Annotated in this window: 11 protein-coding genes; 6 read left to right on the forward strand and 5 right to left on the reverse strand. The window is 75.4% G+C overall.

Annotation, left to right across the window (positions count from 1 at the left end; genetic code table 11):
* Positions 1-140: 140 nt before the first annotated feature.
* Positions 141-1,223: an aldose epimerase family protein gene (locus ABT263_RS21910; RefSeq protein WP_329490753.1), complete on the reverse strand. Its 1,083-nt coding sequence runs from the start codon at positions 1,221-1,223 to the stop codon at positions 141-143.
* Positions 1,224-1,556: 333 nt separating this feature from the next.
* Positions 1,557-4,547 (reverse strand): ATP-binding protein, encoded by a 2,991-nt coding sequence (locus tag ABT263_RS21915; RefSeq protein WP_352292408.1) that lies wholly within the window; start codon positions 4,545-4,547, stop codon positions 1,557-1,559.
* A 291-nt stretch (positions 4,548-4,838) separates the two neighbouring features.
* Here ABT263_RS21915 and ABT263_RS21920 point away from each other — a divergent pair, with 291 nt between their 5' ends.
* Both ABT263_RS21920 and exaC read left to right on the forward strand, forming a co-directional pair.
* The gene (locus ABT263_RS21920; protein WP_352292410.1) at positions 4,839-5,786 is read left to right on the forward strand and encodes a terpene synthase family protein; all 948 of its coding nucleotides are present in this window, start codon (positions 4,839-4,841) and stop codon (positions 5,784-5,786) included.
* A gap of 356 nt (positions 5,787-6,142) precedes the next feature.
* A complete protein-coding gene (exaC, locus tag ABT263_RS21925; RefSeq protein ID WP_352292412.1) occupies positions 6,143-7,666 on the forward strand; it encodes an acetaldehyde dehydrogenase ExaC in 1,524 nt (507 codons plus the stop codon).
* A 157-nt stretch (positions 7,667-7,823) separates the two neighbouring features.
* Here exaC and ABT263_RS21930 read toward each other — a convergent pair whose 3' ends face one another.
* Together ABT263_RS21930 and ABT263_RS21935 are read right to left on the reverse strand one after the other, a co-directional pair.
* Positions 7,824-8,144 (reverse strand): SHOCT domain-containing protein, encoded by a 321-nt coding sequence (locus ABT263_RS21930; protein WP_352292414.1) that lies wholly within the window; start codon positions 8,142-8,144, stop codon positions 7,824-7,826.
* Between the two features lie 7 nt (positions 8,145-8,151).
* A complete protein-coding gene (locus ABT263_RS21935; protein WP_352292416.1) occupies positions 8,152-8,580 on the reverse strand; it encodes a DUF6325 family protein in 429 nt (142 codons plus the stop codon).
* Between the two features lie 145 nt (positions 8,581-8,725).
* Here ABT263_RS21935 and ABT263_RS21940 point away from each other — a divergent pair, with 145 nt between their 5' ends.
* Positions 8,726-9,049, forward strand: coding sequence for a nuclear transport factor 2 family protein (locus tag ABT263_RS21940; RefSeq protein WP_329490747.1), 324 nt, complete (start codon positions 8,726-8,728; stop codon positions 9,047-9,049).
* Between the two features lie 6 nt (positions 9,050-9,055).
* Here ABT263_RS21940 and ABT263_RS21945 read toward each other — a convergent pair whose 3' ends face one another.
* Positions 9,056-10,279 (reverse strand): serine hydrolase domain-containing protein, encoded by a 1,224-nt coding sequence (locus ABT263_RS21945; RefSeq protein ID WP_352292418.1) that lies wholly within the window; start codon positions 10,277-10,279, stop codon positions 9,056-9,058.
* 75 nt (positions 10,280-10,354) lie between these two features.
* Between ABT263_RS21945 and ABT263_RS21950 the strand changes: the two genes are divergently transcribed.
* The 3 genes from ABT263_RS21950 to ABT263_RS21960 all read left to right on the forward strand — a co-directional run bounded on the left by ABT263_RS21950 (position 10,355) and on the right by ABT263_RS21960 (position 13,996).
* Positions 10,355-10,867 carry an NUDIX hydrolase gene (locus ABT263_RS21950; protein WP_352292420.1) on the forward strand — a complete coding sequence of 171 codons (513 nt, stop codon included), beginning with the start codon at positions 10,355-10,357 and terminating at the stop codon, positions 10,865-10,867.
* A gap of 63 nt (positions 10,868-10,930) precedes the next feature.
* Positions 10,931-11,821 carry a TetR/AcrR family transcriptional regulator gene (locus ABT263_RS21955; protein WP_352292422.1) on the forward strand — a complete coding sequence of 297 codons (891 nt, stop codon included), beginning with the start codon at positions 10,931-10,933 and terminating at the stop codon, positions 11,819-11,821.
* 135 nt (positions 11,822-11,956) lie between these two features.
* Positions 11,957-13,996 carry a hypothetical protein gene (locus ABT263_RS21960; RefSeq protein ID WP_352292424.1) on the forward strand — a complete coding sequence of 680 codons (2,040 nt, stop codon included), beginning with the start codon at positions 11,957-11,959 and terminating at the stop codon, positions 13,994-13,996.
* Positions 13,997-14,084 lie beyond the last annotated feature (88 nt).

Below are 14,084 nucleotides of genomic sequence, written 5' to 3' on the forward strand. Positions count from 1 at the left end.
CTTTTTTTTCTCCCCCCCACCAAATACTAAACCCCCCCCCCCCCACCACCACCCCCCCCCCCCCCCCCCCCCCCCCGCGGGGGGGGGGGGGGGGGGGGCGCCCCCCCCCCCCGCCCCGCGCCGCCCGCCACCGGGCCGGCTCAGCTCACGCCGAGGCGCAGCACGGTCGTCGAGCGGAACTCCTCCCCCGGCCGCAGCTCAGTGCTGGGGAAGTCCGGGTGGTGCGGGGAGTCCGGGAAGTGCTGGGTCTCCAGCGCGATCCCGGCGAACGGCCCGTACGGGACGCCGCTCGCGCCGGTCACCGCGCCCTGGAACTTGTTGGCCGTGTAGACCTGCAGCCCCGGCTCGGTGGTCAGTACCTCCAGCGTGCGGCCGCCGACCGGCTCCTCCAGCAGCGCCGCCCGGGCGGGGGTGCCATCGGCCGGACGCGGGCGCAGCACCCAGTTGTGGTCGTAGCCGCCGGGGCCGGTCAGCTGCGGGTGCTCGTCGTGCACCGACTTGCCGATCGGCCGGGCGACGGTGAAGTCGAACGGCGTCCCGGCCACCGGCTCGGTGCGGCCGTAGGGGATCTGGCGCTCGTCGGCCGGGGTGTAGGCGTCGGCGTCGAGGGTGAGCAGGTGGCCGAGGATGTCCCCGTTGCCCTCGCCGGCGAGGTTGAAGTACGCGTGGTTGGTCAGGTTGATCACGGTCGGCCGGCCGGTGACGGCGCGGTAGGCGATCGTCAGCTCGCCGGCGGAGGTCAGTGTGTAGTCGACGGTGACGTCGAGCGCGCCGGGGAACCCCTGGTCGCCGTCGGGGCTGTGCAGGCGCAGCCGGACACCGGTGGGCAGTTCCTCGGCCTCCCACATCCGGTGGGCGAAGCCGTCCGGGCCGCCGTGCAGGGTCATGCCGCCGCCGGTCGGGGCGAGCGGGTGCTCCTCCCCGTCGATGGTGACCTTGCTGCCGTCGATGCGGTTGGCGTAGCGGCCGACGACGGTGCCGTAGTGCCGGGCCGGGCCGAGGATCTCGGCCAACCGGTCGGAGGAGAGCAGCAGTTGCCCGGTCCGGCCGGCCCGGTCGGGGCCGCTCAGGGTGTGCAGGGTGGCGCCGAGGGTCAGCACGCTCGCCTCGTACGGGCCGGCCCGTAGGGTCCAGCGCTCGATCGCGGCGCCTGCGCCCGCGGGTTCGAGGGGTTCGTGCCGCACGCTGGTCGGCTGCGAGCCGTTCGCCGGGGGCGTCGACATGTCCTGCTCCTCACTGACGGCCGCGGCGTGCCGCGGCCCCTGGTACCGGGTCCGTCCGGGGCCCGCAGCCCCGTGGGTCAGCCTAGTCAGCGGGCCGGTGGCGAGGGCGCTCATGTCGCCCCCGCGCGCCGTTGTCCCACTGCCGTCCGCCGGTCCCTCGCGCGGCGCCGCTCCGACGCTCCGCCGCGTCGCGCGCGCCGCCCCGGGGTACCGGTCCGACCCGCCGCTCCCCGAGGCGCCGCGTCGGCCCGTACCGCCGGGCTGGTTCGTCCTGTCGTGCTGGATCGTCCTGTCGTGCTGATCCCTGGTGCCGTACTGGTCCGTGCCGCCGGGCTAGTCCGCACTGCCGGGCTGCTCGGGCGGCATGCCGAGGGCGGAAGCCAGGCCGTCCGGCCCGCTGCCCGCCTTGCGGTAGACGGCCGCCAGCCGCCGGTTGACCAGGCTCAGGTGGACGCCCAGCTCCTCGGCGATCCGCTGGGCCGGCAACCCGCGGACGGCGAGCCGGGCGACGTCCCACTCGGGCTGGCTGAGGATCTCCCGGACGTCCGCCAGCCGGTTGGGCCGCAGGCCGTAGTTGGCCAGCTCGCGGCGGGCCTGCTCGACCAGGCCGTCGGCGGCGCAGTGCTGGGCCAGTTCGATGCCCTGGTACAGGTACTCCTGGGCGTCCTCCAGCCGGCCGACCCGGCGCAGCGCGGCACCGAGCTCCACCAGGGCGACGGCGTGCTCGTACCCGGCGGGCGACTGGCCGAGGTGGCGCACGGCCTGCTCCAGCAGCTCCACCGCCTGCTGGCCGTCCTCGATCTGGGCGTGCAGCCGCAGCGCGGTCCCGATCGCCGAGGCGGTGCCGAAGCGGCGGGCGTCGCGGACGGACCGCTCCGCGTAGGCGCGGGCGCTGTCGGGTTCGTCCTGCGCGAGCGCGATGGCGAGGTGGCCGGCCCAGGGCGCCCAGACGGTGTTGTGCCAGCCCCGGGCGTCCAGTTGGGCACCGGCCTGGGTGAGCGCGGCGGCGGCCCCGGCGTTGCGGCCCTTGGCGAGCAGCAGCTTGCCGTAGAGCGAGGCCGCGTCCGGCAGCACCATCGCGGTCTCGTGGTACGGCGGGCTGAACCCGAAGCCGCTCGCGAGCTCCCAGGCCTCGTTGATCCGGCCGCGGGCGATCAGGGTGTCCACCAGGACGCCGACCGCGTCCCAGGCGAGCGGCAGCTTGGGGCCGATCCGCTCGGAGAGCCGCAGCGCGCGGCGCAGGAAGTCCTCGGCCTCGGCGAGCAGGCCCCGGCGGAACCGGGCCAGGCCCATCAGGAAGTACGCGAAGCCGCGGTGCGCGCCGCTCCAGCCGGCCACCTCGAACTGGACGATGGCGTCCCCGAAGAGCCGCTCGGCCTGCGCGATGCGGTCGCTGTAGGTGTACGAGAGACCGAGCGTGGCGGGCAGTTCGAAGCCCCAGGTGTTGTCGGTCCAGCCGAGGCCCTTGGGCAGCCGGCCCTGGTCGAGCACCTGGTCCGCGTGGCGCAGCACCTCGGCGGAGGGCTCGCCGCGCAGGGTGAGGTCCCAGGCGCGCAACGCGAGGACCGCCCGGTCGGCGGCCTCGCGGCCGGTGAGGCTGCGGCAGAGCGCGCCCAGCCGCTCCGAACGGCCCGGCCCGTCCTCCTCGGACTTGCGGTAGGCGTGCCACATGAACGAGGCGGCCTCCAGCCGGAGCCGACCGGCCGGGTCGCCGACCGTCTGCTCGGCCTCCTCCTGGCAGACCCGCGCGGCCTCGCCGAGCTGGCCGCTGTGCGCGAGGACCTCCGAGAGCCGGAAGGTGGCGTCCACCCGCAGGGCGGGGCGCAGCGGGCCCTCCTCGGGGTCGAGCGCGAGCCGCAGCTGGTTGACGGTCGCGCCGGGGTCGGTCAGCAGGGCGGAGCAGCCGAGCTCGTAGAGCACCTCGGCGCGGTCCTCGTCGTCCGGCGGCTCGGCGAGCGCGCGGTGCAGGCAGCGCTGGGCGGCCTCGGGCGCGCCGATCATCAGGTGCTCCTGCGCGGCCCGGCGCAGCTTGCGGACGGTGCGGTCGTCGCCCTCGCCGGGGAAGGTCTCCACCAGGTGGCGGGAGGCCGCGAGCAGGCCGAGTCCGGCGTTCTCGATCTCGGCGGCGGCCACCCCGTGCATCCCGGTGCGGGTGGACTCCGGCATGGTGTTGTAGATCGAGCTGCCGATCAGCGGGTGGACGAACTCCAGGTTCCCGTTGGGCGTCTGGGTGAGGACGCGCTGGCGGCGCAGCTGCTTGATGGATTCGCGGGAGCCCTCGGCGCTCTGGGTGGAGATCCGGGCCGCGAGCTCGGGCCGGATGTCGGTGCCGAGCATCGCGGCGGCCCAGGCGAACCGCAGGGTGGTCGCGCCGAGCCGGTCCAGCCAGCGCTTGAGGGTCATCCCGGTGGCGTCGACGGCGAGTTCGCGCAGTTGCTGGGAGTTCTCCTCGACCGGGTCGAGCGCCTGGTCGCGGACCTGGTCGAGCAGGGCGACGGCCTCGTAGGGATTGCCGTTGACGACGTTCCAGAACTCGTAGCAGAAGGAGTCCTCGGCCTTCGCCCCGAACTCGGCGCGGATCATGTCGGTGACGGAGACCAGCGAGAGCCTGCTGAGCTCGTGCCGGCGGGTGGCGAGCCCGGTGACGGCGCACCGCTGGTCCTGGGCCTCGGGCTGCCAGTCGGCGGCGTCCTCCCGGTAGGCGAAGACCAGCAGGACGGGCAACTCGCGGGCCCGGACGGCGAACTGGGTGAGCCAGCCGAGCGACTCGAGGTCGGCCCAGTGCAGGTCGTCGACGATCATCACCAGCGGGGCGCGCCGCGGGGCGAGCTGGGTGAGGACGTAGTCGAGGCCGTCGCGCACGCCCTGCGGATCGAGTCGGCGGGCCCCGCTCTTCGGCTGCTTGAGGCCCATGGCCGGTCCGACGACCTCTTCCCAGGTGCCCATCACCTGCCGGAACTCGTCGGGGGCGAGGTCGCCGAGGACGGGCTGGAGCAGCTGGCGCAGGACGTGGTAGGGCTCGTTGAACTGGCGCTCGCCGCCGCGGGCGAAGAGCACCGTGGCGCCCTCGCGGAGCTTGGCGATCCGGCGGACCTCGTGGAGCAGGCTGGTCTTGCCGATGCCGGGCCGGCCGGAGAACGTGAGCAGCTCGCCGATCTCGGTCCCGCCGGCCGCGAACTCCCGGCAGAGCTTCTCCACCGCGGCTTCGGCCGACCGGAGTTCGGCGTCGCGGTCGCGCAGCCTGACCCGGGGTGACAGGGCGTCCGCGTCCTGCTTCTCCGCGCCGGCCGCCTCCGCCCGAAGTTCGTGTCGCTGCTCGGTCACCGTCGTGCCTCCGCCTCACCGTTCCCTGCCCGTGGAGCCGAGATTAGCGCCGCTGGGGGCGCGTTGCGCAGCATTCGCGCAGGCTGGGGCCGAGATTGAGGGTTCGGACGGCTTGCCCAGGGCAATTGCCCTATATCCCTAACGTCCGATCATTGCATCCGATACTCTACGGCATTCCCACCGAGTTGATCTTCCTTGTGGGACCCCCTGATGGAAATCCGCCACACCAACTCCCCCACAATCAGCACGAGTACCGCCAGCGCCCCCACCCTCCGCCGCACCGGGAGTCCGATGTCTGACGACACCTCACTTCAGATTCCGTTCCCGCACCGCCGCAGCCCGCACGGCCCGCACGCCGCCGAGCTGCACCGCGCCTGGCTGACCCGGCATCCGCTGCTCCCGGATCCGGCGCACCCCTCCTACGCCCACTGGGACGTGGTCGACCTCGCCGCCCTCGGCTACCCGGACTCGGGGCCGGACGAACTTGCCCTGGCCGCCGACCTGATGGGCTTCTACTTCCTTTTCGACGACCAGTTCGACGGCCCGCTGGGCCGGCGCCCCACCGAGGTCGCCCCGATCTGCGAGCGGCTGATCGCCGTCCTGCACGGCGCCCGCCCCGACGCCTCCTCCCCTGTCGAGACGGCGTTCGCGGACCTCTGGGACCGAAGCGTGCGCGGCATGCCCGCCCGCTGGCAGGCCCGCGCGGCCTACAACTGGGAGTGGTACCTGGCCAGTCACCCGGCCGAGGCCGCCGGACGGATCTCCGCGCGCCCGCCGGACCGCGACGGGTACCTGGTGCTCAGGCGGGGCACCGCCGCGATGGAGACGATCTTCGACATGGTGGAGCGGCTCGGCAACTTCGAGGTGCCCGCCGCCGTGCTCCACCACCCGGTCCTGCGTCAACTGCGCCAGCTCGCCGCCGACATCCCCTCGCTCAGCAACGACGTCCGGTCCTTCCCCCTGGAGGCCCCGCGCGGCGACGTCAACAACCTGGTGATGATCGTGCAGCGGGAGCGACGCTGCTCGGCCGAGGAGGCCTGCGCCGTGGTGATGGCCGAGGCCCAGCTGATGGTCGAGCGCTGCCGCCAGCTGCACGCCCAACTCCCCGACGTCTTCCGGGAGCTGGGCCTGGCCCGGGTGGAGCGGGCGATCGCCGGACGGTACGCCGACGGCCTGGTCACCTGGCTGGCCGGCTACCTCAGCTGGGAGTCGCGCACCGGCCGGTACCAGTCCGCCTGAACCGGACCGCCCCGCGCCGGCCGGGCGGCCCCGGAACGCCCCGCGCCGGCCGGGCGGCCCCGGAACGCCCCGCGCCGGCCGGGCGGCCCCGGAACGCCCGGCCCCGGCCCCGGCCGTGGCGGGAATCGGCCGGAACGCGCACCCTCCGTGGACCCCTCCCGTACGGACGGTAGCCGCGGGGCGCCGTCCGCGGCTAGGGTGCCAGGGCGTGTCCGACACGCCCAGCGGCGGGCGCCCCGGCGGCGCCCGCCCGCGTGCACGGCCGCACCCTCCGCCGGGCCGCCGGTGCGGCCCGGCGCACCGCCCGGCCCGCGTGCCGCGGCGGTGCCCCGACAGCGCGAGGAGGCACCCAGCACATGACGGTCTACCTGCCCCCGGGTCAGCCCGGAAGCATCGTCGCCTACCGGCCCCGCTACGAGCACTGGATCGGCGGCCGCTGGACGCCGCCGGTCCGCGGCGAGTACTTCGAGAACCCCAGCCCGGTCACCGGTGAGGTCTTCACCGAGGTCGCCCGCGGCACCGCCGAGGACATCGAGGCCGCGCTCGACGCCGCCCACGCCGCCGCCCCCCCCTGGGGCCGCACCCCGCCCGCCGAACGCGCCCAGGTGCTGCTGCGGATGGCCGACCGGATCGCCGACCACCTGGAGGAGCTGGCGGTCGCGGAGAGCTGGGACAACGGCAAGCCGGTGCGCGAGACGCTGGCCGCCGACCTGCCGCTGGCCGTCGACCACCTGCGCTACTTCGCGGGCGCGCTGCGCGCCCAGGAGGGCGGCCTCTCCCAGCTGGACGAGGACACCGTGGCGTACCACTTCCACGAGCCGCTGGGCGTGGTCGGCCAGATCATCCCGTGGAACTTCCCGATCCTGATGGCGGTCTGGAAGCTCGCCCCGGCGCTGGCGGCCGGCAACGCGGTGGTGCTCAAGCCCGCCGAGCAGACCCCGGCCTCGATCCTGCTGCTGGTCGAGCTCACCGCGGACCTGCTGCCGCCCGGCGTGCTCAACGTGGTCAACGGCTTCGGCCTGGAGGCCGGCCGCCCGCTGGCCTCCAGCCCCCGGATCCGGAAGATAGCCTTCACCGGCGAGACCACCACCGGCCGGCTCATCTCCCAGTACGCCAGCGGCAATCTGATCCCGGTCTCGCTGGAGCTCGGCGGCAAGAGCCCCAACCTGTTCTTCGCCGACGTCGCGGCCGAGCAGGACGCCTTCTACGACAAGACCCTGGAGGGCTTCGCGATGTTCGCCCTCAACCAGGGCGAGGTCTGCACCTGCCCGAGCCGGGCGCTGATCCAGTCCGCCGTCTACGACCGCCTGCTCTCCGACGGCCTGGAGCGGGTGCGGGCGATCCGCCAAGGCGACCCGCTGGACACCGCGACCCAGGTCGGCGCGCAGGCCAGCGACGACCAGCTGAAGAAGATCCTCTCGTACATCGAGATCGGCCAGGCCGAGGGGGCCAAGGTGCTGACCGGTGGCGAGCGGGCCGACCTCGGCGGCCCGCTGGCCGGCGGCTACTACGTGACGCCCACCGTCTTCGAGGGCGTGAACAGCATGCGGATCTTCCAGGAGGAGATCTTCGGCCCGGTCCTCTCGGTCGCCCGCTTCGAGGACTTCGACGACGGCATCGCCCAGGCCAACGACACCCCGTACGGCCTCGGCGCGGGCGTCTGGAGCCGGGACGGCGCCACCGCCTACCGGGCCGGGCGGGCGATCCAGGCCGGGCGGGTCTGGACCAACTGCTACCACCTCTACCCCGCGCACGCGGCGTTCGGCGGCTACAAGAACTCCGGCATCGGCCGGGAGAACCACAAGGCCGTGCTGGAGCACTACCAGCAGACCAAGAACCTGCTGGTCAGCTACTCCCCGGACGCCCTGGGCTTCTTCTAGGCCGGGCGCCGGACGCCCGGCCGGGCACCGGGCGCTCCCGACGGACGCGAAAGGCGGAGCGGGAAGTCGGACCGGCCGACTTCCCACTCCGCCACCACTCCCCGTGGTCCGCGTCGCGGCGCCCCCTGCGAGGCACCGCACCGCGGTTCTCCCGAGCTCACCCGCCGAGCAGCCGCGCCTTCGCGGTCGCGAACTCCTCGGGGGTGAGCAGGCCCTGCCGGGCCAGCCGGCCCAGGTCGAAGAGCATGTCCGCGATCTGCCGCCCGACCGCCGGCTCGTTCACCGGCTCGTTCACCGGCTCGTTCACCGGCTCGTTCACCGGCTCGTTCACCGGCTCGTTCACCGGTCCGGCGGCCTCGGCCACCGGCCCGCCCGGCGGCCGGCCGGCCGCGGCGCCCAGCACCGGTCCGCGCACCAGCGGCGCGCCCACCGGCCGCTGCACCCGCACCGGCCGGATCGGCCCCGGGGATCGGATCACGGCGTCCTCACTTCCCGGCCGCGCGGTGCGCCTCGGCGGCGCGGACGGCCTCGTCGATGTGCTCGGGCGGGATCCGTACGCCAGAGGCGATCCGCCCGCCGACGGCGCTCAGGGCCTCGGCGGCCTCCCGCGCCCAGACGTGCTCGATCAGCACCAGCAGCGCCACCGTGCCCGGCACCAGCAGTTCGGCCGCCTCCTGGGCGTCCTCCGGCCCGATCAGCGGCAGGTCGGCGTGCCCGTCCGGGACGATGCCGCGCAGGTCGTCGTAGTCGGCGAGTTCGCCGTACGTCGCCTCCCCGTCCACGTGCCGGGTGACCACCAGCGAGTCGACCACCCGGATGTCGCCCCCGGTGCGCAGCTTGCCGAGCACGGTGGCCGCCTCGACGGTGATGGTCTGCCGGGGGAACGCCAGGACGAGCAGTTCGGCCGGACCCATGGGACTCCCTTCCGTGAGCAAATCACCCATATCGGGATCAAAGCACATGAATACCGAAAATCACCGACGCGCCGCCGACATGCCCGGACACGCCCGGCGGATGCCTTAGACAGGAGTCCCGTCCCCCTTCACCCTGGGAGAAACCGTGACCATCGCCATCGCCAAGCTCTCCGACCCGACCGTCCGGGCCGCCGTCGCCGCGATCAACGCCAACGACCGCGCGGCCTTCACTGCCCTGCTCACCGAGGACGCCACGATGTCCGACGACGGCGCCGACCGTGACCTGGCGGACTGGATCGACCGTGAGATCTTCACCAGCCGCGGCCACATGGACGTGCAGTCCGAGTCGGACGGCGGCCGCGCGCTGATCGCCAACTACAGCAACGAGACCTGGGGCGAGATGCGCACCGCCTGGCGCTTCGTCGTCGACGGCAACCGGATCAGCCGCTTCGAGACCGGCCAGGCCTGACGCCGCTCAGGACAGCCCGAGGCAGCCGCGCACCGCGTGGATCAGCCGGCGGGAGCGGACGTCTCCCGTCACCCCGGGCTGCATGCCGTTGGTGACGTAGCCGAACCCGAGGCCGAGCTCCGGGTCGGCGAAGCCGAGCGAGCCGCCCCGGCCCGGGTGGCCGAAGCTCGCCGGCGAGGCCATCAGCGCGGTCGGGCCGTGCCGGAAGAAGCCGAGGCCGAACGTCGAGTTGACGATCAGTACCCGGTCCGGCCCGCTGACCACCGGCCCGGCCGCGCGGGCCAGCACCTCCGGCCCCAGCAACGGTGCCGGCACCGTGCCCGGCGCCCCGCCCTCCCGGTCGGCCGCGCCGACGAGCGCCGCGTAGAACCGGGCCAGCGCCCGCGCGGTGCCGATCCCGCCCGCCCCGGGGATCTCGGCGGCCTGCACCGCCGGGTCGTTGAGGTCCACCCCGGGCCGCACCGAGGCGAACGCCCGGGCGGTCAGCGAGGCTGGGTCCTGGTAGGCGTCCCGGACCACCTGCTTGGGGCGCAGCCGCAGCCCGCTCGGGCCGGTCCGAGCGGCCTCCGGGGCGGGCAGGTCGACCAGCCGGCCGACCCGCGGCGCGGCGCCGGCCGGCAGCCCGATCCACAGGTCGAGGCCGAGCGGCCGGGCGATCTCCTCGGCGAAGTACTGGCCGACCGTGCGCCCGCTGACCCGGCGGACCACCTCGCCGACCAGCCAGCCGAAGGTGTACGGGTGGTAGCCGTGCGCGGTGCCGGGCTCCCAGGCCGGCGCCTGCGCGGCCACGGCCGCGACCGCCCGCTCCCAGGTGAGCACGTCCTCCAGCCGCAGCGGCACGTCCAGCGCCGGCACCCCGGCCTGGTGCGAGAGCAGCCAGCGCACCGGCACCCCGCCCTTGCCCGCCGCGCCGAACTCCGGCCAGTACGAGACCACCGGCGCGTCCAGGTCGAGCTGCCCGCGCTCGGCGAGCAGCAGCGCCGTGGTCGCGGTCAGGCCCTTGGTGACCGAGCGCAGCACCTGCGCGGTGTCCGCCGTCCACGGCACGGCCGGCGCGGGCCGGCCACCGACCTCGGGCCGGGCGTCGCCGCCCCACAGGTCGACCACCTTGCGCCCGCGCACGTACAGCGCGAACGCCGCGCCGAGCTCGCCGTACTCCTGGAAGTTGCGCGAGAAGGCCTCCCGTACGGGCTCGAAGCCCTCGGCCGTCTCGCCCCAGATCTCCGTCACCGCGCGCCCCCGGAGTCGTCCGAATCCTGTCGTGCCCGCGTTCGAACCGGGCCCGGAAACCCTAACCTGTCCGTCATGACCAACCCTGCGGATGAACTGCTGGACGTCGTCGACGAGCACGACCGGGTGATCGGGACCGCCCCGCGCGGGGAGGTGTACCGGCGGGGGCTGACGCACCGCTGCGTGTTCATCCTGGTCCGCGACCGGACCGGGCGGATCTTCGTGCACCGGCGGACCGACACCAAGCTGTTCGCGCCCGGCTTCCACGACATGTTCGTCGGCGGCGTGGTCGGCGCCGGCGAGACGTACGCGAGCGCCGCCGTCCGCGAGGCCGAGGAGGAGCTCGGCGTCAGCGGGATCGAGCCGCGCCCGCTGTTCAAGTTCCTCTTCCGGCGGGAGGGGCTCTCCTGGTGGTGCGACCTGTACGAGGCGCGCTGGGACGGCCCGGTCGCGCCGCAGGAGTCCGAGGTCGCCTGGCACGCCTGGCTGACCCCGGAGGAGCTGGACGCCCGGCTGGCGGCCGACGCGTTCGTGCCGGACGGCCTGGAGGCGTACCGCCGCTACCGGGAACGGCACCCGGCGCGGTAGGCCCGGTTCCCGGCCCCCGGACAAGATCCACGGCGGCCGCCCGGGCCGGATAGGGTGACGCCCATGGCTTCCCGTACGCCGTCGGCGGCGCCCACGTCCCCGCGCACCGCCCGGAGCAGCGGCCGGGCCGCCGGCCGCACCGGTGCCCCGGACGGCGCGACCCCGGACCTCGCGGCACCCGGCGGCACCGCCGCCGGCGCACCGGCCGGGAAGGGCGGCGAGCGCCCGCGCCGGCGGCTCAGCGTGGACGAGCGGCGCGAGCAGCTGATCGCCGTCGCCCTGGACCTCTTCAGCCGGCGCCCGCCCGAGGAGGTGTCGATCGACGACATCGCGGCCGCCGCCGGCGCCTCCCGCCCGCTGGTCTACCACTACTTCCCCGGCAAGCAGGCGCTGTACGAGGAGTCGCTGCGCCGGGCCGGCCGCGAGCTGGCCGGCCGCTTCGAGGAGCCCGCCGACGGCCCGCTCTCCGAGCGGCTGTACCGGGTGATGGGCCGCTACCTGGACTTCGTGCAGAGCCACGGTCCCGGCTTCGCCGCGCTGCTGCGCGGCGGCTCGGTGGCGGCCAGCGCCGGGACGTCGGCGGTGATCGACGAAGTCCGGCGGGCCGCGCACGACCAGATCCTGAGCCACCTGGCGGTCCCCTCGCCGAGTCCGGGCCTGCGGCTGACCGTCCGCGCCTGGATCGCCAACGCCGAGATCACCTCGCTGGAGTGGCTGGGCGAGCGCTCGGTGCCGCTGGAGGAGCTCCAGCTGCACCTGGTCCAGGAGTTCGTCGCGGCCCTGACGCTGACCGCCGCCCGGGAGCCCGCGCTGGCCGCCGAACTCGCCGGCTTCTTCGCCGCCGAGCACCCCGCCGGCCCGGCCGGGCGGCTGGTGCGCGAACTCGCGGGCCTGTTCGCCGTTCCCGGCATCGCGGACGCGGTCGCCGCGCTGGCGGTCGAGCCCGCGAACTGAACCGGCGGACGCCGGTTCTGCCACAGCGGCGGCCTCTGATAGGAATGGGCACGGATCTGACGCCGCGCCGGTCACGAGCGCGCCCGGATCCGCCGAACCACCAACGCACACGCAGCAGAGCGGGGGGCTCATCAGTTGACCCAGGACGGCCAGTTCACTACGGAGGCCAATCCCTTCGCCCCGGCGGAGCAGGTGTCCGCGACGCTCGGCGCGCTCACCGAAGCCCTCTTCGAGAAGCACACCTCGCGCCACCCGGCGGCTTCGCTGACGGCCCTGACCGCCGGCGCCCACCCGGCGGCCGAGGCCCTGTTCAACCTCCCACTGGCGCCCAACGGTCCGGTGCACGACGCCGTCGACCGGCTCGGCACCGTGGTCACCGCCGGGACGGCCCGCCCGGGCACCGGCGCCCCGCTGGCCGAGCTGGCCGGCGACGCGCTGCTCGCGCGCTACGGCGGCGGCCCGGTACGCGGCGCGGTGGCCGACCGGGGCACCGCCACGGCCGCGCTGTTCGGGCTGCCGGTGGCCGGCGAGGTCGCCGCCCCCGAGCTGCGCCCGCCGTTCGCCTCCGCCCTGGCGGCGCTCGCCGCCGGACAGCAGACCCGGCAACCGGTGGAGCTCGCCACCGGCGCCGGCGCCGAGGTCCGCCTGGTCGTCCCGCCCGGCTTCCACCCGCTGACCTCCCCGGGCGGCCCGGTCGGCGTCTCCGCCCGTACCGTGCCCGCCGGCCCGGCCGGGGCCGACGCGGTGGCCACCGCCAAGGGCGTCGACCCGGCCACCGGTGCGGCCGCCGCCGAGCTGGCGGCGCACCTGGCCGAGGTCGCCGAGGAGCTGTTCAGCGGCACCGGTCCGGCGCCGCGCCGCGACTTCGCGGTGATCGCCGCGTCCCTGGCCGACGCCATCACCGCCTCGGGCACGGTCTACGCCGGGGTCTGCGCCCTGGAGGTGGCCGGCCGGCCGACCGAGGCCACCCTGGTGGTCTCGCTCGCCCGCCACCCGCTGCCGATCTCCGGACTGGCCACCGAACTGGCCACCGTCCGCCGGCACGCCGAGGTCTGGACGGTCCTGCTGCCGGCCGGCCCGGCCGCCGTCCTGGTCGAGGGCCGCAGCGTCCCCGTCCCCGGTCCGCTCGCCGACGACGGCCGGCGCCGCTGGGCGGTCACCTCGGTGGTGGAGGCGTTCGTGCCGCTGCCGGACGGTGTCTCGGTGCTCTGCGTCCAGCTCACGACGGCGCAGCCGCAGGACTGGGAGCTGTACACGGAGGCCTTCGCCGAGCTGCTGAAGAGCGTCCAGTTCGGCTGGGACGGCGTGGCCGGGCAGCTGACCCCGCCGGTCCGTGCCTTCGCGCCGGCGCCCACCGCGACCCCCGCCCACGGCGTCCCCGCCGAGCCGTACCCGGTTCCGGCCCCGACTCCGGCCCCGACTCCGGCGGCCGAAGCGCTCGCCGCCACGGCCGGGTTCGCCGCCGAAGCCGTCCCGGAGCAGGCCGCCGCGCCCGTTCCGGACGACGCCACGCCGCTGCCGGTCCACCTGCGCGGCACGCCGGTCAGGGTCCCCCCGGCCGACTTCAACCCCTTCGCCCCGGAGGCCGACCCGACGCCCGTCGAGCCCCTCCTGGTGCCGGACGACAGCCCGGAGGCGGCCGAGCGGCGCCCCAAGGGCACCCCCGTCATGGTCCCGCCGCCGGACTTCGACCCCTTCGCCCCACAGGCCGCGACGCTCACCGACACCACCGTGCCGGAGACCGCCGACGACCCGGAGCGGGGCCCCAAGGGCACGCCGGTGATGGTCCCGCCGCCGGACTTCGACCCCTTCGCCCCGCTACCGGCCGACACCCCCGCCGCCCCCGAGGCCGCACCGGCCACCGCCCGGGCCGCCGACCCGTTCGGCACGGTGACGGCCGAGGACCGGCCGAGCGACCCGTTCGGCACCACCCTCCCGCAGCCCGCCGCCGTGCCGCCGCCGCCCTCGGCGCCGCCGACCGTGCCCGCGCCGACCGTCACCCTGCCGACGGCCGAGGACGGGCCGGACGACCCGGCGCGCGGCCCCAAGGGCACCCCGGTGATGGTCCCGCCGCCGGACTTCAACCCCTTCGCCCCGCTGCCGGCCGACACCCCCGCCCCCGCCGCCCCCGAGGCCGCACCGGCCGCCGCGCCGGAGACCAGCCCCTTCGGCTGAGGCCCGGACCACCGCGCACCGGCGGCCGCCCCGCACCAGGGACGGCCGCCGGTGCGCGTCCGCGCCCGGCCCCACCGACCGGCGACCG

The sequence above is a fragment of the Kitasatospora sp. NPDC001603 genome, assembly GCF_040298365.1.
Classification (GTDB): Bacteria; Actinomycetota; Actinomycetes; order Streptomycetales; family Streptomycetaceae; genus Kitasatospora.

What these genes read in the sequence shown, in the direction of transcription:
- ABT263_RS21910 (WP_329490753.1), bottom strand. Translation starts at nt 1,223, where the DNA reads ATGTCGACGCCCCCGGCGAACGGCTCGCAGCCGACCAGCGTGCGGCAC.
- ABT263_RS21955 (WP_352292422.1), top strand. Translation starts at nt 10,931, where the DNA reads ATGGCTTCCCGTACGCCGTCGGCGGCGCCCACGTCCCCGCGCACCGCC.
- ABT263_RS21950 (WP_352292420.1), top strand. Translation starts at nt 10,355, where the DNA reads ATGACCAACCCTGCGGATGAACTGCTGGACGTCGTCGACGAGCACGAC.
- ABT263_RS21920 (WP_352292410.1), top strand. Translation starts at nt 4,839, where the DNA reads ATGTCTGACGACACCTCACTTCAGATTCCGTTCCCGCACCGCCGCAGC.
- exaC (WP_352292412.1), top strand. Translation starts at nt 6,143, where the DNA reads ATGACGGTCTACCTGCCCCCGGGTCAGCCCGGAAGCATCGTCGCCTAC.
- ABT263_RS21935 (WP_352292416.1), bottom strand. Translation starts at nt 8,580, where the DNA reads ATGGGTCCGGCCGAACTGCTCGTCCTGGCGTTCCCCCGGCAGACCATC.